This window comes from Vibrio comitans (assembly GCA_024346835.1).
Taxonomy (GTDB): domain Bacteria; phylum Pseudomonadota; class Gammaproteobacteria; order Enterobacterales; family Vibrionaceae; genus Vibrio; species Vibrio comitans.
Map to the genome: position 1 here is coordinate 1,240,168 of AP024866.1, position 21,567 is coordinate 1,261,734.

The 21,567-nt window shown below is 44.9% G+C and carries 19 protein-coding genes; 12 read left to right on the forward strand and 7 right to left on the reverse strand.

Features of this window, described 5'->3' with window-relative positions:
• The 4 genes from OCU46_RS05695 (at position 1) to OCU46_RS05710 (ending at position 4,954) form a co-directional block, all read left to right on the forward strand.
• Positions 1-2,856 (forward strand): formate dehydrogenase subunit alpha, encoded by a 2,856-nt coding sequence (locus tag OCU46_RS05695; RefSeq protein WP_141269924.1) that lies wholly within the window; start codon positions 1-3, stop codon positions 2,854-2,856.
• A 13-nt stretch (positions 2,857-2,869) separates the two neighbouring features.
• A complete protein-coding gene (fdh3B, locus tag OCU46_RS05700) occupies positions 2,870-3,478 on the forward strand; it encodes a formate dehydrogenase FDH3 subunit beta (protein WP_017027593.1) in 609 nt (202 codons plus the stop codon).
• A gap of 74 nt (positions 3,479-3,552) precedes the next feature.
• Positions 3,553-4,533: a formate dehydrogenase subunit gamma gene (locus OCU46_RS05705; protein WP_244311359.1), complete on the forward strand. Its 981-nt coding sequence runs from the start codon at positions 3,553-3,555 to the stop codon at positions 4,531-4,533.
• Positions 4,526-4,954: a hypothetical protein gene (locus OCU46_RS05710; protein ID WP_141269928.1), complete on the forward strand. Its 429-nt coding sequence runs from the start codon at positions 4,526-4,528 to the stop codon at positions 4,952-4,954. Before OCU46_RS05705 ends, OCU46_RS05710 begins: the two co-directional genes overlap by 8 nt.
• A gap of 247 nt (positions 4,955-5,201) precedes the next feature.
• On the opposite strand, the gene OCU46_RS05715 is transcribed toward OCU46_RS05710, so the two are convergent.
• A complete protein-coding gene (locus tag OCU46_RS05715) occupies positions 5,202-6,431 on the reverse strand; it encodes a DEAD/DEAH box helicase (RefSeq protein WP_141269930.1) in 1,230 nt (409 codons plus the stop codon).
• A gap of 2 nt (positions 6,432-6,433) precedes the next feature.
• Positions 6,434-6,910: a YehS family protein gene (locus OCU46_RS05720; protein ID WP_141269932.1), complete on the reverse strand. Its 477-nt coding sequence runs from the start codon at positions 6,908-6,910 to the stop codon at positions 6,434-6,436.
• Between the two features lie 156 nt (positions 6,911-7,066).
• Between OCU46_RS05720 and OCU46_RS05725 the strand changes: the two genes are divergently transcribed.
• From OCU46_RS05725 to OCU46_RS05750, 6 genes are all read left to right on the forward strand, one after another.
• Positions 7,067-7,480, forward strand: coding sequence for a GNAT family N-acetyltransferase (locus OCU46_RS05725; protein WP_141269934.1), 414 nt, complete (start codon positions 7,067-7,069; stop codon positions 7,478-7,480).
• A 162-nt stretch (positions 7,481-7,642) separates the two neighbouring features.
• Positions 7,643-8,575: a TAXI family TRAP transporter solute-binding subunit gene (locus OCU46_RS05730; RefSeq protein ID WP_141269936.1), complete on the forward strand. Its 933-nt coding sequence runs from the start codon at positions 7,643-7,645 to the stop codon at positions 8,573-8,575.
• An 80-nt stretch (positions 8,576-8,655) separates the two neighbouring features.
• Positions 8,656-10,572: a TRAP transporter permease gene (locus OCU46_RS05735; protein WP_141269938.1), complete on the forward strand. Its 1,917-nt coding sequence runs from the start codon at positions 8,656-8,658 to the stop codon at positions 10,570-10,572.
• Positions 10,573-10,715: 143 nt separating this feature from the next.
• Positions 10,716-11,207 (forward strand): DUF2798 domain-containing protein, encoded by a 492-nt coding sequence (locus tag OCU46_RS05740; protein ID WP_141269940.1) that lies wholly within the window; start codon positions 10,716-10,718, stop codon positions 11,205-11,207.
• A 30-nt stretch (positions 11,208-11,237) separates the two neighbouring features.
• Positions 11,238-11,543, forward strand: coding sequence for a DUF3861 domain-containing protein (locus tag OCU46_RS05745; RefSeq protein WP_141269942.1), 306 nt, complete (start codon positions 11,238-11,240; stop codon positions 11,541-11,543).
• An 81-nt stretch (positions 11,544-11,624) separates the two neighbouring features.
• Positions 11,625-12,479, forward strand: a complete 855-nt coding sequence (locus OCU46_RS05750; protein ID WP_141269944.1) for an SDR family oxidoreductase — start codon at positions 11,625-11,627, stop codon at positions 12,477-12,479.
• A 406-nt stretch (positions 12,480-12,885) separates the two neighbouring features.
• On the opposite strand, the gene OCU46_RS05755 is transcribed toward OCU46_RS05750, so the two are convergent.
• Both OCU46_RS05755 and OCU46_RS05760 read right to left on the reverse strand, forming a co-directional pair.
• Complete coding sequence (locus OCU46_RS05755) at positions 12,886-13,758, reverse strand: aspartate/glutamate racemase family protein (protein WP_141269946.1); 873 nt, start codon at positions 13,756-13,758, stop codon at positions 12,886-12,888.
• 1,097 nt (positions 13,759-14,855) lie between these two features.
• A complete protein-coding gene (locus OCU46_RS05760; protein WP_141269948.1) occupies positions 14,856-15,812 on the reverse strand; it encodes an AEC family transporter in 957 nt (318 codons plus the stop codon).
• Between the two features lie 228 nt (positions 15,813-16,040).
• Here OCU46_RS05760 and OCU46_RS05765 point away from each other — a divergent pair, with 228 nt between their 5' ends.
• Together OCU46_RS05765 and OCU46_RS05770 are read left to right on the forward strand one after the other, a co-directional pair.
• A complete protein-coding gene (locus OCU46_RS05765) occupies positions 16,041-18,038 on the forward strand; it encodes a peptidase U32 family protein (RefSeq protein WP_141269951.1) in 1,998 nt (665 codons plus the stop codon).
• Positions 18,039-18,077: 39 nt separating this feature from the next.
• A complete protein-coding gene (locus OCU46_RS05770; protein WP_141269953.1) occupies positions 18,078-18,410 on the forward strand; it encodes a DOPA 4,5-dioxygenase family protein in 333 nt (110 codons plus the stop codon).
• A 61-nt stretch (positions 18,411-18,471) separates the two neighbouring features.
• Here OCU46_RS05770 and OCU46_RS05775 read toward each other — a convergent pair whose 3' ends face one another.
• From OCU46_RS05775 to OCU46_RS05785, 3 genes are all read right to left on the reverse strand, one after another.
• The gene (locus OCU46_RS05775; protein ID WP_141269955.1) at positions 18,472-19,740 is read right to left on the reverse strand and encodes an NRAMP family divalent metal transporter; all 1,269 of its coding nucleotides are present in this window, start codon (positions 19,738-19,740) and stop codon (positions 18,472-18,474) included.
• A gap of 172 nt (positions 19,741-19,912) precedes the next feature.
• A complete protein-coding gene (locus OCU46_RS05780; RefSeq protein WP_141269957.1) occupies positions 19,913-20,767 on the reverse strand; it encodes a DMT family transporter in 855 nt (284 codons plus the stop codon).
• 70 nt (positions 20,768-20,837) lie between these two features.
• Complete coding sequence (locus OCU46_RS05785) at positions 20,838-21,563, reverse strand: DsbA family protein (RefSeq protein ID WP_141269959.1); 726 nt, start codon at positions 21,561-21,563, stop codon at positions 20,838-20,840.
• Positions 21,564-21,567 lie beyond the last annotated feature (4 nt).

The window sequence follows — 21,567 nt, forward strand, 5'->3', positions numbered from 1 at the left end:
ATGAAACTAACCAAGCGCTCTGAAAGCACCTCAAATCCTAATCAAAAGTTCGGTGTTAGCCGTCGTACCTTCATGAAGAACTCTTCACTCGCCGCAGGTGGTGCTGTGGTAGGTGCGGGGATCTTTGCTCCCGGTATGATGAAAAAGGCCCAAGCCAATACTGAAAACAAAGACGTTAACGTTGAAATCAAACGCACTATCTGTTCACACTGCTCGGTTGGCTGTGGTATCTACGCCGAAGTGAAAAATGGCGTATGGACAGGCCAAGAACCTGCATTTGACCATCCATTTAACCTTGGCGGTCACTGTGCCAAAGGTGCGGCGCTGCGTGAACATGGTCGCGGTGAAAAACGCCTTAAATACCCGATGAAGCTTGAGGGTGGTAAGTGGAAAAAAATGAGCTGGGATGAAGCCATCAATGAGATTGGCGATAAAGCTCTGCAAATTCGTAAAGAATCTGGCCCAGATTCAGTGTATTGGCTAGGTAGTGCGAAGCACAACAACGAACAAGCCTACATGTTTAGAAAGATGGCGTCGCTTTGGGGTACCAACAACGTTGACCACCAAGCACGTATTTGTCACTCCACCACTGTATCTGGGGTAGCGAATACCTGGGGTTATGGTGCGATGACCAATTCTTTTAATGACATGCACAACTGTAAGTCGATGCTGTTTATTGGTTCGAACCCTGCAGAGGCTCACCCAGTAGCCATGCAGCACATTTTAATCGCAAAAGAAAAAAACAACTGTCAGATAGTAGTTGCTGACCCAAGACGAACGCGCACTGCAGCTAAGGCTAATCACTATATTTCACTTCGCCCGGGTACAGACGTTGCCTTCATTTGGGGCTTGTTGTGGCATATCTTCCAAAACAAATGGGAAGACCAAGAGTTCATCCGCCAGCGCGTATTTGGTATGGATGAGATCCGCAAAGAAGTCGCAAACTGGACACCAGACAAGGTTGAACGTGTAACAGGCGCCTCTGAAGAGCAAATGTACAAAACCGCGAAGATCTTAGCGGATAACCGCCCTGGTTGTATTGTTTGGTGTATGGGGGGAACTCAGCACACCACAGGTAATAACAACACTCGCGCATACTGTGTCCTTGAGCTTGCTCTGGGTAACATGGGTAAATCTGGCGGTGGTGCAAACATCTTCCGTGGTCACGATAATGTACAGGGTGCGACAGACCTTGGCGTACTATCGCACACACTTCCAGGTTACTACGGCCTTGCACCCGGCTCATGGAAACATTGGGCTAAGGTGTGGGATCTCGATTACAAGTGGATTGAAGAGCGCTTCGACCAAAACAAATACCGCGGCAAGCTGCCTATGAACAACATGGGTATCCCAGTATCTCGTTGGATAGATGGTGTTTTAGAAAACAAAGAGAATATTGAACAAAATGACAATATTCGCGCCATGTTTTATTGGGGACACGCAGTAAACTCGCAAACACGTGGTCCTGAGATGCGTAAAGCGATGCAGAAGTTGGATATGATGGTTATCGTCGACCCGTACCCAACCGTAGCGGGCGTTATGAATGATCGTACCGATGGTGTCTATCTGCTACCAGCGACTACTCAGTTTGAAACTCATGGTTCAGTAACCGCATCAAACCGCTCGTTGCAGTGGCGTGACAAGGTTGTGGAGCCTTTGTTTGAGTCAAAACCTGACCACGAGATCATGTATCTGCTGTCTACAAAGCTGGGTTTTTCCGAACAGCTGTTCAAAAACATTGAAGTTCAAGACAACCAACCCGTTATTGAAGACATCACTCGAGAGTTCAACAAAGGTATGTGGACGATCGGTTACACCGGACAAAGCCCTGAGCGCCTAAAAGAGCATCAGCAAAACTGGCACACCTTCCATAAAACCACATTGGCTGCAGAAGGTGGACCGGCGAACGGCGAAACCTATGGTCTGCCATGGCCTTGTTGGGGCACAGCAGAGATGAAGCATCCAGGTACTCATATCTTGTATGACACCTCTAAACCGGTAGCTGAGGGTGGCGGTAACTTCCGCGCGCGCTTCGGCGTTGAGTTTGAGGGTGAAAACCTGCTGGCAGAAGACAGCTACTCGAAAGGTTGTGAACTGCAAGATGGCTTCCCAGAGTTCAGCGATAAGTTACTGAAAAGTTTAGGCTGGTGGGATGACCTTACCGCTGAAGAGAAAGCCGCAGCTGAGGGTAAAAACTGGAAAACTGACTTGTCTGGCGGTATCCAGCGTGTCGCAATTAAGCATGGCTGTATCCCATTTGGTAATGCTAAGGCTCGTGCCATTGTATGGACTTTCCCAGACAGAGTGCCATTGCACCGTGAGCCACTGTATACGCCTCGCAGGGATCTTGTTAAAGATTACCCAACCTGGGATGACAGCGAGTCTATCTATCGACTACCTACTCTGTACAAGAGTATTCAGGATGTCGACAAGTCGAAAGAATACCCAATAATTCTTACGTCTGGTCGCTTGGTTGAGTACGAAGGAGGTGGTGAAGAAACACGTTCTAGCCCTTGGCTAGCTGAGCTTCAACAAGAAATGTTTGTTGAGGTGAACCCTAAAGACGCGAATGACCTTGGCATCAGAGATGGTGACATGGTTTGGGTTGAGGGTGCCGAGAAAGGTAAAGTGCATGTGAAGGCTATGGTGACCAGACGAGTTACTCCAGGGCTTGCGTTCATGCCATTTCACTTCGGTGGTAAGTTCCAAGGTGAAGACCTTACGGAACGCTATCCAGAAGGCACAGTTCCTTATGTCATAGGTGAAGCAGCAAACACTGCAACGACCTATGGTTATGACCCCGTTACTCAGATGCAAGAAACCAAAGTAACTCTGTGTAATATTCGAAAAGCGTAAGGAAACCTGAATTATGGCTAGAATGAAATTTCTATGTGATACCAAGCGTTGTATCGAATGTAACGGCTGTGTCACTGCATGTAAAAACGAAAACGATGATGCCTTAGAGTGGGGTATTCAACGTCGCCGCGTTGTAACACTGAACGACGGTGAACCGGGTGAAAGCTCAATCTCTGTAGCGTGTATGCACTGTACCGATGCTCCGTGTATGGCGGTGTGTCCTGCAGATTGCTTTGAGTACACTGAAGATGGCATTGTGCTGCACAACAAAGATCTATGTATTGGTTGTGGTTATTGTCTATTTGCTTGTCCGTTTGGTGCACCACAATTCCCGCACACCTCAGCCTTTGGTGAGCGCGGTAAGATGGATAAATGTACCTTCTGTGCAGGTGGTCCTGAGACAGAGAACGGCTCTGAAGAAGAGCGCGCGAAATACGGTGCAAACCGCATTGCAGAAGGCAAACTGCCTATGTGTGCTGAGCTGTGTTCTACCAAGGCATTGCTTGCCGGTGATGCTGAAGTGGTCTCGGACATCTTCCGTCAACGTGTTGTTGAGCGCGGAGCAAAAGGCGCTGGATGGAGCGATGGTGAAGATATAGCGTTTGATGCAACCAAAAGCTAGCTAGAGGGAGCAATCAGATGCAGTTAGCGAAACAATGGACTTTGTTGCTGTTAACGGTGTTCGCCAGTGTTTTGATGCTAGTGAGCACAGCAAGCTATGCAGAAGAGCAAAAGGCCAACACCGCAGCAGAAAAAGAAATGGTTCAATTGGCCGGTGCTGACTATTGGCGAGATGTGAAAGGAGGCGTTGAGGGCACTACAACCTCAAAGTCTCCTGAGCATGGTGTGCTAATTAGTGTACCAGGGCAAACTTGGTTCATCTTAAAAGAGAAGTGGATGTCTCCCGCGGCAGCGGTAGCCATCTTTGGCAGTATCATGATGGTGGTATTGGCCTACTTCTTAGTTGGACCGTTGATGCTCAGTAAGCCGCGTACGGGCAGAAAACTCAATCGCTGGTCTCGGATGGATAGGGCGCTTCATTGGACAATGGCCTTTACCTTTTTGACTCTCGCGTTTAGTGGTTTGATGTTGGTGTACGGTAAGCATTTCTTAAAGCCGTTTATTCCGACTGAGTTATGGGGTTTGGTGATTATGACGGCCAAGCAATACCACAACTACATAGGGCCAATTTTCTATATCCTACTTATCTTCATATTAGTGAAATGGTGGCGTAAATCTATCTTCAACAAAACTGATGTGCAGTGGTTTATGAAGATGGGCGGCATGATGGGTAAGCATAAAGGATCACACCCATCAGCGGGCTTTTCCAATGGCGGCGAAAAAATCATCTACTGGCTACTGATTGTATTCGGTGCAGTGGCGGCAACCAGTGGTGTTATCCTAGATTTCCCAATCTTCGATCAAACTCGACGAGATATGGAGATAGCTAACTTAGTGCACATGATCTCAGCACTAATATTGATCTGTGGATTTGTTTTCCATATCTATATTGGCTTGTTTGGTATGGAAGGTGCACTTGAAGGTATGGTAACAGGCAAGGTTGATGAAACCTGGGCCAAAGAGCACCACGACCTATGGTACGAAGAGGTCAAAGATCAATTGGAAGATGCCCCTGTTAAGGGAGCCAATAAAAAGGATGGGGTGAGCAATGAATGATCATCATAAAGGCATTTGGTACGCCTATATAGGCAGTATTCTTACTCCATTTACCTTGTTACTGTCGGGTGTTATCGCGATTGTGTATGCAGGGTATCGCTTAGATAAGGACGAAGATAGCGATGTGGTGATTTCTCACTACTACAGCTTGATCAGAAACTTCTTTCTATTTTTGACCTTCTTTGTGGTGCTGATTGTTACAGTCGCAACCTCCAACGGCGTACTTATCGGGGTTAACGATTACTGGGCACGCAACAGCGCGCTAGTTGAGATTGCGCACTTTATTCCTATCGCAGGTGGCGTCATCTCTGCCATAGCGATTGCGGTATGGTTTGTCCGAATGTTCAGAGGCATGCGCCTACTGAAAGAAAACAAGCCTGTGGTTCAAGCAAAATCGCTTCATCAGTTTTCTCAGACTTAACCTGAATATACAAGACTTAAAAACAAAAACACCAGTGCGAACCACTGGTGTTTTTTTATGCTTACAGAGAAGGTGCATATTTAAGGCTTGGGCATCCTCTAAGATTCCGGCTAAAAGACTGCCGGAATGACGAGGGTCAGGTATATCGTACAGACTACACACCGTCATCCTAGAATTTACGCAGTAAATATCTAGGATCTTAGAGAGCACATCGCCGGCTTAGGCACTTTCTAAGATTCAGCACCACTTAACCGTTCCTAGGCTTCCTCTGAAACTGCTTAATACTCTTCTTACTATTGGTACGTCGATTCGCTTTCTTATCTTTTGGGGCACGTTTACTTTGCCCAGAAGATGGCTTGTCCGTAACAGGGAAGCCTTCAAGTTGCTCAAGAGGAAGTTCGCGGAGGGTCAGCTGACGAATAGCGCTCAAGTACTCTGTTTCGCCATGACAAACCAAAGAGATAGCAATGCCTTGCTCACCTGCGCGTGCAGTGCGTCCGACACGGTGCACGTAGACCTCAGCGCTTTGCGGTAGCTCAAAGTTAATCACCACTGGCAGACGCTGTACATGAATGCCTCGGGCTAAAAGGTCTGTAGCAATGAGTACATTAACCTTACCTTGCTTAAATAGCTCTAGAGTCTCTTCACGCTCTTGCTGGGATTTGTTGCCATGCAGAGCGGCGACTGAAATGCCCGCTTTGGTTAACTTCTTAGTCAATGCGTCAGCGTTATCTTTAGCACCAATAAACACTAACACTTGCGACCAATTGTGTTGCTTCAATTGAGCAATCAAAGCGTTGGTCTTGCTGCCTTTGTTCACCAGATAGAGCGTTTCTTCAATACCTTCAACCACACTATTGGCGACGCTGGTCTGAATACGTTGCGGCGCATGCAGTAACCCTTTGGCTTGAGTTTCTAGCTTTTCAGAGAAGGTAGCAGAGAACATCAAGGTTTGGCGTTTTGCTGGAATAAGAGACACGATCTCTTGAATATCAGGCCAAAAGCCCATATCTAACAATCTGTCTGCTTCATCTAGCACAAACGAGCTCAGTCTAGTGACGTCGATTGACTGATCTTTTAACAGATCGAGTAGCCTTCCTGGAGTCGCAACCAGTATTTCAGGAGTTAACAGCAGCTGCTCTTTTTGCCACTCTTTATCGATCCCGCCACACAGCGATAGTGCGGTGATATCGACGGTGTTGGCGTACGGTTCAAGAGTTTCGCACACCTGAGTTGCCAGTTCTCTGGTAGGAACCAGAATAATGGCTTGGGTGCTACAGGGCTGCAATTTGACTTGTTCGAGGATCGCAAGGCCATACGCCAGCGTTTTACCACTGCCGGTTTGAGCAATCGCGAGCACATCTTTGCGCCCTAAGATTGCAGGGATGGCTTGGCTTTGAACCTCGGTAGGCTTGGTGAAATTGGCCTGCAGAGTGTCACTTAGCTCAGAACATAGGGATAACTGTGAAAACGACATAATCAATCTTGAGTAGTGCTGTTCGGGCGCAGTTGAAGTTGAAGACCCATTAGGAAATTACGTAGGATCTGGTCTTGGCACTCACGGTAATGCTTGTTGTCAGGCTTTCTGAAAAAGGCACTTAGTTCGTGTTTGCTTAGTCTAAAGTCGACAAGCTTCAATGTATCAAGAATGTCTTCAGCCTTCATGTTCATGGCGATACGAAGCTTCATAAAGATCATGTTATTGGTAAGGCGTGATTCTGGCTCTGGTTGAGCACCTTCGCGTTTACCGCGTTTTTGATTGATCAGGCCATTAAGAAATTGAGCTAATTGTTTGTCGATGATTTTGCAAAAAGAGTCATCTTCTTCTTTCTTTAGCCAATTAATCACCTGTTCACGAGTGACGGTAAGATCAGCAGAATTAAACACCTCAATCATATCAGCATCGCTGAAGTCGAAGGTGTAGCGGATACGGCGCAAAATATCGTTATTAGTCAAAGTAGTTCCTAATTAAGTTAAGTGAAGGGTGCAAATGGCGTGCACCTTAACACAGACAATTGAATGAATATAAATATTAGTTTGTGATTATGGTTATTGTGCAAAAAACACCTATGACCTGTAATGAGCAATCGAAGTTAAAGAGGTACCAAATCAATGCGAGTAGAGATTGTAGATTGGCAATCAAAAGATGAGATTTTTCTTGTTCGAAATACCGTGTTTACCGCAGAGCAAGGCATAGATACTAACCTAGATTTTGACGGCCAAGATGAACAATCTGTCCATGCTCTTGTTTATGATAATGATGAACCCGTTGCAACGGGCCGAATGCTTGGGGATGGCCATATTGGCCGCATAGCTGTGCTTATTAGTCAGAGAGGTAAGGGATTAGGCACCACTATCATGAAGGCGCTAGTGAATGAAGCGCGCCGTCGAAATTTCGCAAGAGTCTACTTAGGCGCTCAGGTACATGCGCTAGATTTTTATGAAAAACTGGGGTTTGAATCTATTGGTGAGCGTTATGATGAGGTGGGTATAGAACATCAAACTATGCAACTTAGCCTGAACTGAAATTGTCTCAATAAACGGTCTAAAGCCACATTTAGTAAAACTAGCGTCACATTCAGCCAATCAATATTTTGACTTGTGTTAGTCCACTAGTAAGGTATATGCGACGATTTGGGTAAATTTGAATAACAATAACCCAATCGTTTTGGACTAATAATCAAGGAGATGGTTGTGTTTAAACGAAACTTTATGTTGGCTTTAGCGTGTTTACTGCCCCTATCAGTAAGTGCTGCAAACTATTCAATTGGTACCGGCGGTCAAAGCGGTATCTACTATCCATTTGGCGGTGCACTGGCAAAAGTCTGGTCTGAACATGTACCAGAAGTAAACGCTAAGGCTGAAGTAACCGCAGCTTCCGTAGAAAATACCATCAAGGTTGTGCGCGGCGACATGATTGCAGGGATTGCAATGGGTAATGTTGTGTTAGATGCTTACAATGGTCAGGGTAAATTCCCTTCAAAAATGCCAGTGAAGACACTTTTTGCTCTTTATCCAAACCTGGTTCATACCCTTACTCTAGAAAAGTCAGGCATCAACTCGCTATCTGACCTAAAAGGCAAGCGTGTTTCTTTAGGCGCTCCAGGCAGTGGCACAGCCGTAACGTCAGCTGCACTTCTTGAGTCTATCGGTATCAATGTTGAAAAAGACATCAAAGCGGTATATCTAAATTATTCAGAAACGACTAACGCACTGGCAAATGGTCAGGTAGATGCTGGCTTCATCGTTGGTGGACAAGGTGTTGGGGCGGTAACGCAAGTAGCACTAACCCATAAAATCAAAGTCCTCTCTATCTCAGATGAAGAGAGCCAAGCGTTTGTAACCGCAAACCCAGCTTACAGCTCTTATGATATTCCAGCAGACGTTTACAATAACGTTGGCGAAGTCTCTACGCTAAGTGTTTGGAACGTATTGGTGGTTAACGCGAATATGGATGATGACATGGCGTACAGCCTAACGAAGGCTGCCTATGAAAATATGGGGGATATTCGTAAGGTGGTTAAGATGGCTGAAATGACTACACCAGAGAACGCTTCTCGACTACAAGGTGTGCCTCTACACCCAGGTGCGAAGAAGTACCTAGACTCTGTATCTAAGTAAAACCACCTAACAAAAAAGCAAGCATGACGCTTGCTTTTTTGTGCTTCCAATTCTTATCTAATTTTCTTTCAGGCGCCGTTATGGATGTAACTAATAACGAAAATAACCAAGATCTTAGTGCTAACTTGCCCTATGAAAGAGTGACAACATTCTTTGGCTATTCAATATTACTGATCGCTGTTGCGTTATCAGTGTTTCAAATCTGGCAGGGAATAAGCTCAACTATCTCAGCCACTTATTTTAGACCTATACATTTATGCTGGGTGTTAGTGCTGATCTTTTTGCACTTTCCGTTAATCAGTAACCGTAGGAGCAAGCTCTATATAGCAGGTCGCTGCATTGATCTCGTTTTATGTGCTGTGGTTGTGTTCGCGGGCTACCGCATGTCAATCTTTGACTACAACGATATCAATTACTTGTTCTACGGATTACAGCCTGCAGACATGTTTGCTGGCGGGGCATTGATTGCCTTGCTAATGGAAGGTTGTCGCCGCACCGTTGGCTGGGTGATGGTGCTGATTGCTGTGCTTTTTCTTAGCTACAGCATGTTTGGTGACATGCTGCCAAGTGCAATCTCGATTAAAACTTATTCCTTACAAGAGCTGATACAGTTCCAAATATTTTCTGCTAATGGCGTGTTTGGCTCTGCACTCGGCATCGCAGCAACAACCGTATTTATCTTTGTTCTATTTGGTGCTTTTTTAGAGGTGACGGGCGCAGGTAAATTCTTTATTGATCTTGCGTTTGCTATTGCTGGTAAGTATCGAGGCGGTCCAGCGAAAGCGGCTGTACTCGCATCTGCAGGATTGGGCTCTATTTCTGGCTCAGCGATTGCCAATACGGTAACCACTGGCTCTATCACCATTCCGATGATGAAAAAGCTTGGCTATAAATCGGAACAAGCTGCAGGAATTGAAGCCGCGGCCTCGACCGGTGGACAAATCATGCCACCGATCATGGGGGCGGGTGCGTTTGTCATGGCTCAATTTACGGGTGTTCCTTATAGCGAGATCATGTTTGCCTCCATTGCGCCAGCGATTCTGTATTTCTTCTGTACCTTGCTTTATGTGCACCTTATGGCTTGTAAATTGAACCTGCAGGCAGTGAGTAAGACAGAGGCTGTGATTGCAGTAATGAAGCACGGTGCTCATCACCTTATACCTCTTGTGTTGATCACGTCGTTATTGATGATGGCGTATTCACCACTTTTGGTGGGTGTAGCAGGGTGTGCAGCTATCTTAGTTGTGGCAAGCATGCGTAAGCACAGCCGAATTGGCTTTAAGAAATTCTTTGAAGGCATGAAAAATGGCGCGTTACTGGCCTTGCCAATTTCTGCTGCCTGTGGCGCTGCCGGTATCATTGTTGGGGTTGTAGGACAAACAGGAATAGGGCTTCAATTTACTCAATTTGTGATGGATTTCTCTGGCGGTTACATGATTATCGCCCTTGGGCTTATCAGTATCGTAGCGCTGATATTAGGTATGGGCTTACCTGTTACTGCCGCATATATCGTACTGGCCGTTATGGCGGTGCCTATGTTGACTGACTTTGGATTACCGTTATTAACCGCTCACCTGATTGTATTCTGGCTATCTCAGACCTCAAATGTGACTCCACCAATCGCACTGGCAGCGTTTGCTGGGGCAGGAGTGGCAAATGCCAACCCTATGAAGTCTTCAGTAGAAGCGTTTAAGTTGGCAGGTGGTCTATTCATCATCCCAATCATGATGGCATACACTAACTTGGTAAATCCTCATGAGGGAATACTTGCGCTTATGCTATCAGTGGGACAGACCCTAGCCATAATCGTGGCTATTGCGATCACCATTGAGGGTTACTTGTTAGGGACGCTTAACAAGATGGAGAGAATGGCATCTTCTATAGCTATTCCATTGCTGCTTCTTAACCCATTTAATGTGGGTATATTAGGTGCGGTGATCATTGTAGGAATAGCACTGCTACAGTGGCGCTCACACAAGACTGTGAACGCTAGTTAGCATTCGATTTCTTTTAGTAAAAATCTATTCAACCCCGTCTCTTTGAGTCGGGGTTTTTTGTTGTCACATGAGAATATAGTTGACACTATCAACTTGAGCTATTATAGTTGCGCTTGTCAACTAAGTGAGAGGGTACATAATCCATGAGCACAACTGCTGTATTGCCAGTAACAAGCCTAGAAGCTAAGAGTCCGTCTCTATTTCTGAAGGTGTTAGCTGTGATGGGGATGATGACATTAATGGGTGGCTCTATCACCGGATTGATGACTTACCTAAACCAAGGTTATAGCGAATTGTTTTTTGACCAGTGGATACGAGCCTTTTTTACCGCCGCGGTGACTGTGATGCCATTGGGCTTTGCGTTTATGGCGCTATTGACCAAGCTCGCTGAGCGCTTCTTACCTAACACCAGTGAGAAAAAACGAAATGTATTGATTGGCATGACTATGGCCATGGTGATGGAGTCGGGCATGGCACTTAGCACCGCTGTTAACAGTGTTGGTTTTGCTGACACATCGAAGCTAGTAAACACTTGGCTAGATACCTTGGTATCGGCCCTACCTTTAGCATTGCTGTTAATGGCAGTGGTATCGGTAACGCTTAAACCAAGAGTTGAGCGCTTTTTAAAAAGCTAGAAGTACTAATTGAAATAATGAGGTAACCCTATGATTCGTAAAATCAGACAAGATCACAACTATCGCATCACTATTGAAGAAATTGCGCAAGAAGAGAGCAGAACGCTGCAGTTTGAATTTCAAGATAGAGAAGATATGTTCAAAGTGGTCGAAATGATCAATAAAGGCAGTGAATTACCGAAACAAGATGCAACTAGAGTGGCGGTAGCACTTCGTTTGTTGGGACCTGTGATGATGCAAAACAGAAAACATCCACTATTTGCTGACTTTATGCCACACTTTAAAACCTTTATGCAGAACCTAAAAAGTACAATCAAGACTTCGGTTAAAGCATAGAAAAAGTCGAGGCACTGTGTATTAACAGTGCCTCGTCTTTTTCTACTACGATTAACACTCACAACGAATGGGGAAATGCTGATGAAAATAGCGGTAACAGCGGCAAGTGGCCAACTTGGTGGTGCAATTGTGAATGCACTTATCACTCTTATCCCCAAAGAGGAAGTGGTAGCACTCGCCCGCACTCCAGAAAAGGCTAAGCATTTGGGTGTTGAGGTTCGTGGTGGGGATTACGACAACCAAGCTTTATTACAACAGTCCCTGCAATCAGTCGATACCTTGCTTATTGTCTCGGGGATGGATGCTCCCGATAAACGTATACAACAGCATCGTAATGTTATCTTTGCAGCCAAAGATGCAGGCGTTAAAAAAATAGTATATACCAGTGTGCAAGGTGCAGAAGAAGGCACGGCATTTTCGCCTGTGATTCAAAGTAATCGTCAAACAGAAAGCGATGTAAAAGAATCTGGATTAGAGTGGGTAATTGGTCGAAACGGCATCTACATTGAGCCCGACATTGAGTATGTCGACAGCTATCAAAAACTTGGTGCAATTATCAACTGCGCTGGCAACGGCAAATGCGGCTACACCACCCGAGATGAGTTAGCTTATGCCTATGCTAAGATGCTGACAGAACAAAAACACAACGGGCAGATCTATAATCTCAATGGCGAAGCCCTGTCTCAATACCAATTGACCGACCTTATCAATGCAGCGCTTGATACCCAATTAGAGTACAAACCGATATCGGTAGAAGAATATCGTGAAGACAGAGTTGCTGAGCTAGGCGAATTCATTGGGACTGTGATTGCGGGGATTTATCAGGGAATCAGTGAAGGTAAAGCCGATAACCAAAGTCAGTACAGTCTCGCTGCTGGTAGACCTCATATAAGCTGGAGGGAGTATTTTGGTGCTCTAAAAGCCTCTCGAGACTAATTGAATGGCTGTTTTGGCTTTTAATGCGACAAAATTGCCCTTGTAAACGAGTTTAATATGGCGAGATACCCATCATTTGCGGTATATATAGCCTAAACACGTTTAGTCAGATAGAACGACACTTTGGAGAGTATTAGTGGCGCTAGTAACCAAATTCTGCCCAGCATGTGATGAGGGCACAACCCATGAAACATCACACCCTATGCATTGGATTCACCTCATTATGACCATTTTTACTGGTGGCATTTGGGGCGTTATCTGGTTGTGGAGAGGCTTGATGAAACGTCCGTGTGTCTGCTCCCGTTGCGGTTGTGACAATTCATAGTCACCACTTGAATAACGAAAAGCCCCAATCTCTTTTTGGTCGAAAAACCTAAAGAGGCTGGGGCTTTTGGTTTTAGGCCAATTAGTAAGAAATGTGGCTTAAGATGTAGTTGATGATCTCTTCATCGGTCTGAATTTTCTCTGGGTTCAAGCCTACCTTTGGTATGTAGTTCGACTTCATTCGCTGTTCAGCTATGTTGTAAATCCCGACAACACGGTCAGCAACTGCTTCCATAGGGTCAATGAAGTGGATGTCTGGGAACTGCTTTTGTAATAAATTGCGTACTAGCGGCAGCTCTGTACACCCCAAAATTACGGTTGTTACACCCTTATCAGCAAGGGGTTGAACGGCTTTGGCAAGTAGTTCAGCATTGCGTTCAAACACACCAGATTTAATGCCGTTCTTTATGCGGATATCTTGTCCGCATTCGGTTTTCTCTCCAGTAACTTCGCCGTAGATAGCACAGTGAACATAATGTTCTTGTGCAAAGCTATCTGGTTTAACGAAAACAAGGTTTGCTTCTGTTAGATATTGGTCGTAGATGCCTGAGTTATATGTACCATTGGTACAAAGAATGCCGACAATAGACTCAGGATCTTTTTCTTTGATTACGTCTACTGTGGTTTTTAGCATATCTACAATATACACACCAGTGCATTGCTGAACGCGCTGCCTAAAGTAATGCGCCGTGTTGCACGTCATGACTGCAAAGCGCACGTTGTTACGCTCAAGCATTTGTGCAGATTTCAGAAGTTCACGTACAGGGTCTTCACCGCCTTCATTGATTGCCTCAGAGCGATCTGGGATATCCGGGTTTTTCACAACAAGCATACCCATATGATCCTGATCTTTTAGAGCGCCATGTTCCATTTCTTTTTTAGCTACGATGTCTTGAAATAGCGCATCTGCTTCTGGGCCCATGTTGCCGATTACACCGAATAATAGTTTTTTCATGTTCTTTACTCCGACTTCTAGTATGGGAGTAGATTATGATGATAAATGCAATCGTATAAATCACTTATGATGGATCTAATCATCACATCAGCAAATGCCGTCATCCTGGAATTTACGCAGTAAATATCCAGGACCTTAGTAAGTACATTTCTAGATTAAGGCAGACTCCAAGATTCCGGATATTTGCTCTGCAAATTCCGGAATGACGCGGATGTGTAGTGAATTTGACTTAAGAGGAATGTTCCTCTCAATGACTAATTTAAAGCGTGTTCAGATAAGGCATTTTGCACCAAAACGAGCTTCAATCCGTCATCCTAGAATTTACGAAGTAAATATCTAGGATCTTAGCGAGCACATTACTCGGTTAAGGCAGACTCTAAGATTCCGGATATTTGCCCTGCAAATTCCGGAATGACGCGGGTGCGTGGTGTATTTGACTTAAGAGGTATGTTTCTCTCTATGACTAATTGAAAGCGTGTGAGAAAAGGCATTTTGTCATCAAAACGAACCCCAACCCGTCATCCTAGAATTTACGCAGTAAATATCGAGGAACTTGGTGCGCACATTACTCGATTAAGGCAGTTCCCAAGACTCCGGATATTTGCTCGGCAAATTCCGGAATGACGTTGGTGGCGTGTGGAGCGATTTGACGTATATGGAACGTGTCGCTAATAGACGGACTTAGAGAGTTATCAGGCATGACACTTGAGCACTAAAACAGAACACCCCTTGTCATCCTAGAATTTACGAAGTAAATATCTAGGATCTTAGTGAGCACATTACTTGATTAAGGCAGTTTCCAAGATTTCGGATATTTGCTCTGCAAATTCCGGAATGACGTGGGAGGGGGGTGGATTGATTTGATGTAAGAGGAATGTTCCTCTTTATGACTAATTGAAAACGTGTGAGAAAAGGCATTTTGTCATAAAAACGAACCCCAAACTGTCATCCTAGAATTTACGCAGTAAATATCTAGGATCTTAGTGAGCACATTACTCGGTTAAGGCAGTTCCCAAGATTCCGGATATTTGCTCTACAAATTCCGGAATGACGTCCGACTCAATACACTGAAGCACATAGTTAAAGCACTATCAGCACTAATACAACAAATTCAAACTATTAAGAATCACCAAACCAATGGTGGTGGTCACGACTGATAAGATAGTAGTAAGGGCAATGATGTTAGCCGCTAGGGTTGAATTGCCTCCCATAGAGCGTGCCATTACGTAGCTTGCAGCAGCAGTTGGAGAGGCAGTCATAAAGAAGATGATACCGAGCGCTTCACCACGAAAACCAAGCACATAAGCTAATAGACAGCTGACGATAGGCGCTGCAATGAGCTTTAATGTTGTGGCAATCCAAGTTGGCATGGTTTCATGCTTTAGCGAATTAAGATTGAGTGAGCCTCCGGTGCACAACAGTGCCAAAGGAAGTGTCATGCTAGCGAAGTAGTGCCCTGCGTCAGAGGCGACTTTTGGAACAGGCAGTCCGATAAATGAGTAGGCAAAGCCAGCCATAATTGAAATGATCAATGGGTTGCTGGTAATGCTCTTGGTCATGGTCTTGAGTGCACTGGCACCCGTTTGAGCGCCCTTAGGTGTTAGGGAGATCACCGCAAGAACATTATAAAGCAGGGTGGTTGCAGCAACATAAATGGCGGCGGTGGCCAGTCCTTCTGTACCATACATGTTAGCGACATAGGCTAAGGCAATGATGCCCGTGTTAGCACGAAATGCCCCTTGCACCACTACGCCACTATCATTGTTCCCCTTCAGTAGTATGCCCACTAAGGCGGTGCAAAATGCAAAGAACAGCACGTTACTGCCTACGCTAAATCCCACCAACGAAGCACTGGTAGCAAAGTCGTGGTCCGCTTCAACTAAGCTAAGGAATAGCATAGTAGGTAGCGTTACCTTGAATACGAGATTAGAGGCACTTTCAATAAAGGCGTCGTTAATAATAGCGACCTTTTTTAGAACAACTCCCATCACCAAAATTAGACAGATTGGTCCGGTAACAGAAATTGAGAAAGCGAGTTGGTCAAAAAGTCCCATAACAGCCTACATAGATAAAATTTTAAGAGAGCACCTGTTCACTGTATATTTGTAATACAAATATACAGTAATGCCTATAATGCCATGTTTTTCACGTGCTTGGCAAAGTGAAATCCGAGGAAGTGAGGCTAAATACGCAATAATCATTGATTACTATTTCATCAGCTAAGGTTACTTTTTGCTTTTAATCACGTAAGATGTGCGCCTAATTTTTCTCGGGAAGACATTGTGAAAAGAGAACAGTTTGAGTTATTAGCACCAGGTGGCGATCTAGACTCGATCAAGGCAGCGATCGCAGCGGGAGCAGACGCGATATATTGTGGTCTTGATCGCTTTAATGCGCGCAATAGAGCCACGAATCTGACTCTAGATAACCTGAATGGGGTACTTGAACTTGCTCATCAGCATCAATGTAAGATCTTCCTGACGCTTAACGTTCTTATTCTAGAGAGCGAAATCCCAGCTATCGTTCGTCTTCTTAGTCAGCTTAATACCACCAAGATTGATGGCGTTATTGTGCAAGATATGGGGCTGGCCTATCTCTTGAAGCATTACTTTCCACAGCTTGATGTCCACGCCTCAACTCAGCTAAACACCCACAATGAAGGACAGATACTGTTTTTAAACCAATTGGGTGCAAGCAGGGTGAACCTTTCTCGTGAGCTGAACATTAAAGAAATTAAACACTTAGCTCAGTTTGGTCTAAAGCACGACGTACTGATGGAAGTATTTGTACACGGTTCCTATTGCATTGGATTCTCAGGTTTGTGTTACATCAGTTCGGCGCGCAATGGCGCTTCCGGTAACCGTGGGCGATGCAGCCAACCGTGTCGTGAGCAGTATGAAACCACACAAACAGGTAATGATTATCCCCTCAATCTAAAAGATAATTCGGCATTTGGCGATCTAGAAGCGCTGGTGGATGCTGGGGTGTATTCGCTCAAGGTGGAAGGGCGTATTAAAAAATCTCATTACGTGTTTACGGTTGTCGACAATTGGCGCAAGCAAATCGATAGATTGTGTGACGGTGAAGCATTATCGAGTGACACTACTGAGCTGTATACAGTGTTCAATCGCGATTTCTCCAATGCGTTTCTGCAGGCAGATTTTGGCAAAAACATGTACATCGATAACCCTAGAGACAATGCTGTAACGCACTTCTCAAAGGTTTATGGTGCGACATCCGAAGAGCAGCTAAAGCGGGTGAAAACCAAGCTTTACGATGATAAAACGGAGATTATTCAGCGTGTCGCCAAAGAAACCGCCGACTTTGATATAACAGGAGCTCATCATAATGGCTCCAGCTTAAAAGGCGCTATCGATACACCGACGATTGAAAAGCTTTCCCATCATAAATCTGAAGAAGCGACGCCTAAACTGTCTGTTCTTATCTCTTCTAAAGAAGATCTCGAGCTGCTTAATAATGATGATGCCGATTATTATTACCAACTTCCAATGGGAATGAAGGCCGAGCTAAGTGATTTGATTGAGCTGTTCACTGAACACCCAAGATTGAAACCGTGTTTCCCTGCAATATTGATTGGTGATGATTTTCTAGCTGCCACTGAGTTCTTGGAAACGGTTCAACCTGAACTACTGATCACCAATAACTCAGGCGTTGCGTATCAGGCCAAACAACTTGGCCTTGGCTGGGTTGCCGGCCCGCACATGAACACTACAAATTCATTTGCAATGTACTGCCAGCAGCAAGAGTTCGCGGCCTCTGGTGCCTTTATTTCTAATGAATTAAGTAAAAAGCAGATTCGCCATATTAAGAGACCGGAAAACTTTCGAACCTTCTACAGTATTTATCATCCAAATACTCTGTTAACTAGCCGTCAATGCCTGTTCCAACAAACGGAAGGGTGTAAGAAGATTAAAGTAAACAAAGGCTGTTTAAGAAAATGTGAGAAGCGCACCTCAATCATTAATCTTAAAGATAATCCTTATGTGGTTCAAAAGCACAAAGGTAGCCATAACAGTATCTACAGTGAACATAACGTGCTCAATCTGGAATTGTTGTCGGACTATCCGGAGCTGTTTACCGATGTGCTGATTGATTTGCGAGATATTCAAACAGAGACCCAATTGCAAGTAGGGAAGCAAGAGTTAATCGCATTGTTCCAACAAGCACTGCAGAATAATATGGGCGACTCAAACGCAGTACAACTTATTCATAGTAAGGTTGCGCCAACGGGCAACAAGCAATACTTCAAGGGTGTATAATTCTTTTATTGCTGTGGGAAGATAAGGACATTAAAAGGTATGATGTTACCGAGTCGAGGGTTTGAGCGTTACCATGCACATGTGTATTTTGACGAAACTAGCCTAGCTTTTGCACAGAGCTTGCGAGAGCCTGTTTCAAATAAATTCAATGTTGAACTTGGCCAAATGCATACCAAGCCAGTAGGTCCGCACCCTTGTTGGAGCTACCAAATCTTGTTCTCGCAAGACGAGTTTGATGAGATCATCGCTTGGTTGGATGCCAATAGGCAAGGCCTAACGATACTTCTTCACCCTGAAGCTGGCAGTTTTCTTATCGACCATACCCAAAGAGCAGGCTGGCTCGGTGAGCCAATAGAACTTAACCTGACTTAAATTGCTTCCAAATAAAAAGAGAACCTATCAAGGTTCTCTTTTTGGTTTTGATTCGCTTAGATTACATGAACCACTTCCACCACACGAACAGCGCTAAGAAGCCAAACAAGTAAACCAATCCAACGATAGACAGTGCTTTCAGTCTTGGTCCTACTGCCAATTCAGCAGGCAACGGCGTGCGTGTTACTAGAATGTAGTTTAACAGCGCAAAGAATGGCGTTGTGATGAAGGCCAGAACCATCGCAAAGTCGAGCATAGGTAGTAGCGCTTTTGCTAGGAATACCACAATAAACAGCGCTGATAGAGAGACGATCAACATCCAAGCTTGATTCATTGCTGGGTGAATGGTTTTCTTTTTGCGAAGTAAGCGCTGAGATTCAGTAATAACGCGAGAGTAACCATCGATAACCGTAATGGTGCTACCAAAGATACAGAAGAAGGCAATGACAGCGACGAGGTAGCGAGACCACTCACCAATTGTCGCCGCATAAAGGCTGATTAACTGATGTGAGAAACCCACGCCAGACGCCTGAAGCTGTGCACCTGAGCCATGAAGCATTAGCGCACCTAAAGCCACAAACACCATCGCTAATAATGCGGTGCCGATGTAACCGACGTTAAAGTCAAACAGAGCCGATTTTGCTGTGACTTCTTGCCCTTTGCACTGACTTTTTAGCCACATTGAGGTCAAGCTTGATATTTCAATAGGTGCTGGCATCCAGCCCATAGTCACAACAATGAAGCCGATGGCAGCTAGTGTCCACGGAGAAGGTGATACAAAGTCTGGCTGAGGTTCAACAGGGTTGCCAAAAGCGATGGCTACAGCAATAAGCGTAGTCACGGTTAGCACTGCCATAATCACTTTTGATAGTGTATCCAATGCCTTGTAGTGCCCCACAAACAAGATAGTAAGGCAGGTTGCTAGCACAATCATGCACAAGGTTGGCATGGATAGATCAACAGGGATGAAATAGGCTAGCAAACTTGCGCTGAACATAAGCAGTGCGGCTGTGTTGACGATTGCGGAGATAACACTAAGTAGCGCAAACGAGATCAAATAAGGTTTACCTAGGTTTGAATACCCTTCAACAAGGCTTGTCTTTGTTCCAACCGTATATTGAACGCCAGCTCTAAAAAATGGATATTTGAAAAGATTAACTAGCAAAATCAAAATAGCGAGTTGCCATCCATAAATTGCGCCCGCCTTAGTTGAAGCAACAAGGTGAGAGCCGCCAACAGCCGCTGCCGCCGCCATTACTCCTGGGCCCAATGAGCGAACTAATGTTCCTAATCTAGATGGGGAGGATTGAGAGGGTATTGCATTTTCCATTACTACGTCCATGTTGTTATTTTTGCATTGTCAATACCGTCTATAAATATCATATAACCTTTAGGTGTCAACAAATGAATACACTACTGGCGCCAATTGTGGGCTTTGGCGCGTTAAGTGGTGTTTAAATGTACGAGGGTTGTGGGAACTGTGAGCCAAATTCAGCAGAGAATTAATGAGCAGACTTACGATGTTGCTGATAGAGAGTGAGTGCAATACCACCCAAAATAAGCGACATGCTGAGTAGGTTTTCAGTGGTTATGGATTCGCGAAGGAACAAGACGCCCATGATCATAGCAATGGCAGGAACGAGGAGTTGTGATAGTGATGCGCTGAGCAAGGATATCTTTGGAACAACGGCATACCAAAGCACATACCCCATCCCAGAGGTGATAGCACCGGAGATCACTGCATAGGTAAGGCCTTGGGAGGTTATGCTTTGAGTATCCAATACCCAAGGAATGAGCGCCATAGAAATAACCGAAGCAACAATAAAGCCCTTGGTGGTTGCCGGCAGTGCTGCGCCGGATCGTTTGCCTAGAAGAGTAAATCCAGCCCAACTTACTCCTGAAAATAACATGCTTAACATTGGCCACAGAGCAAGCGTTGAAGAGGACGGGTTTACTAGCCAAATAAAGCCTAAAAAAGACACCAAGATCCCAAGCCACTCTATAGAGCTAAAGCGATGTCCTTGAAATAGATGTATGCCTAGTAAAGAAAACTGTACAGAGCCGAATAAAATGAGTGCACCGAAGCCAGTTGTGAGCTCGGTGTAGGCCAAAGAAAAAAGTAAAGCGTACAGAAAAAGGCACATACCGGAATAGAATCCGATGCGCCATTGATGGTAAAAGCCTTTGGCTCCCTGCAATACCATTAAGATTGCGCTAAGGGTCAAGGCTCCAGAGACGATACGAACTAGTGTAAAGGCTTCTGCGGAAATAGCCCCATCAACCAGTGCTAAGCGTGAAAGCAAAGAGTTGGCTGCAAACGCTATCATCGCAAGTCCAGTCAAAAAGAGTATTCGCACTTATTATTCCTTTGCTTATGCATCTCACGCTATTTAGAAGGGCTCAAAGAGCCCTTAATACCGGATAACCTTAGTTAAGATTGGATAGTTTGTCGTCCACTAAGGCTTGTAGTTTGTCATAGGCAAGGTAACCGCTGACCATCTCGCCATCGATGAGCATTGCAGGCGTACCTCTCATACCTAGTGATCGGAAAAGCTCGAGGTTTTTATTAATAAGCTCATCGCTTTTCATGGATGGGTTCATTAATGCTGTGGTGTCGGTGCTTTTCGCAACCTTACTGATGGAGTTGAGATTATGAGCACCAGGTTTTGCCACCATTAACTGGTGAACTTCTTCATAACTGCTGCGCTTTTCGCGCCATACGTTCAATCCAAAAGAAGCAGAGTTAACGCTGCTTTGCTCTTTAAGGGGAACGTAGAGATTAATCACTCGAACGGTGTCGGGGTTGTTCTCGACAAGTTTGTACAGCTCCGGATCGAACTTCTTGCACCAAGGGCAGCTGTAATCAGTAAATACAATCAGGGTTACGGGTGCTTCTTTGCTACCAATAGAAGGCTGAAGATCGTTGTTGTATAGATAATCGTGATTCTGCGTTAGAACGTTTTGTACCTGATCTTGTTGCTCGATGTACGCCTGCAAATTGCCATGTAGGCTATCAACCAACTCAGGGTGTGCCTGAAGCATGTCAGCAATTTCTTGTATTTTTTGTGTCGTAGTCGTTTGGTTTGCAAACACGGGTGCGGCAAAAACAAGCAGTGACGCGAATAGGCTAATAAGTAATGTTTTAATGTTCATGAGA

Bases quoted from the DNA above. Each gene is read 5' to 3' on its own strand.
- fdh3B (WP_017027593.1), top strand. From the start codon at position 2,870: ATGGCTAGAATGAAATTTCTATGTGATACCAAGCGTTGTATCGAATGT.
- OCU46_RS05770 (WP_141269953.1), top strand. From the start codon at position 18,078: ATGATGTTACCGAGTCGAGGGTTTGAGCGTTACCATGCACATGTGTAT.
- OCU46_RS05740 (WP_141269940.1), top strand. From the start codon at position 10,716: ATGAGCACAACTGCTGTATTGCCAGTAACAAGCCTAGAAGCTAAGAGT.
- OCU46_RS05725 (WP_141269934.1), top strand. From the start codon at position 7,067: ATGCGAGTAGAGATTGTAGATTGGCAATCAAAAGATGAGATTTTTCTT.
- OCU46_RS05760 (WP_141269948.1), bottom strand. From the start codon at position 15,812: ATGGGACTTTTTGACCAACTCGCTTTCTCAATTTCTGTTACCGGACCA.
- OCU46_RS05705 (WP_244311359.1), top strand. From the start codon at position 3,553: ATGCTAGTGAGCACAGCAAGCTATGCAGAAGAGCAAAAGGCCAACACC.
- OCU46_RS05745 (WP_141269942.1), top strand. From the start codon at position 11,238: ATGATTCGTAAAATCAGACAAGATCACAACTATCGCATCACTATTGAA.
- OCU46_RS05710 (WP_141269928.1), top strand. From the start codon at position 4,526: ATGAATGATCATCATAAAGGCATTTGGTACGCCTATATAGGCAGTATT.
- OCU46_RS05695 (WP_141269924.1), top strand. From the start codon at position 1: ATGAAACTAACCAAGCGCTCTGAAAGCACCTCAAATCCTAATCAAAAG.
- OCU46_RS05715 (WP_141269930.1), bottom strand. From the start codon at position 6,431: ATGTCGTTTTCACAGTTATCCCTATGTTCTGAGCTAAGTGACACTCTG.
- OCU46_RS05775 (WP_141269955.1), bottom strand. From the start codon at position 19,740: ATGGAAAATGCAATACCCTCTCAATCCTCCCCATCTAGATTAGGAACA.
- OCU46_RS05730 (WP_141269936.1), top strand. From the start codon at position 7,643: ATGGTTGTGTTTAAACGAAACTTTATGTTGGCTTTAGCGTGTTTACTG.
- OCU46_RS05785 (WP_141269959.1), bottom strand. From the start codon at position 21,563: ATGAACATTAAAACATTACTTATTAGCCTATTCGCGTCACTGCTTGTT.
- OCU46_RS05735 (WP_141269938.1), top strand. From the start codon at position 8,656: ATGGATGTAACTAATAACGAAAATAACCAAGATCTTAGTGCTAACTTG.
- OCU46_RS05755 (WP_141269946.1), bottom strand. From the start codon at position 13,758: ATGAAAAAACTATTATTCGGTGTAATCGGCAACATGGGCCCAGAAGCA.
- OCU46_RS05750 (WP_141269944.1), top strand. From the start codon at position 11,625: ATGAAAATAGCGGTAACAGCGGCAAGTGGCCAACTTGGTGGTGCAATT.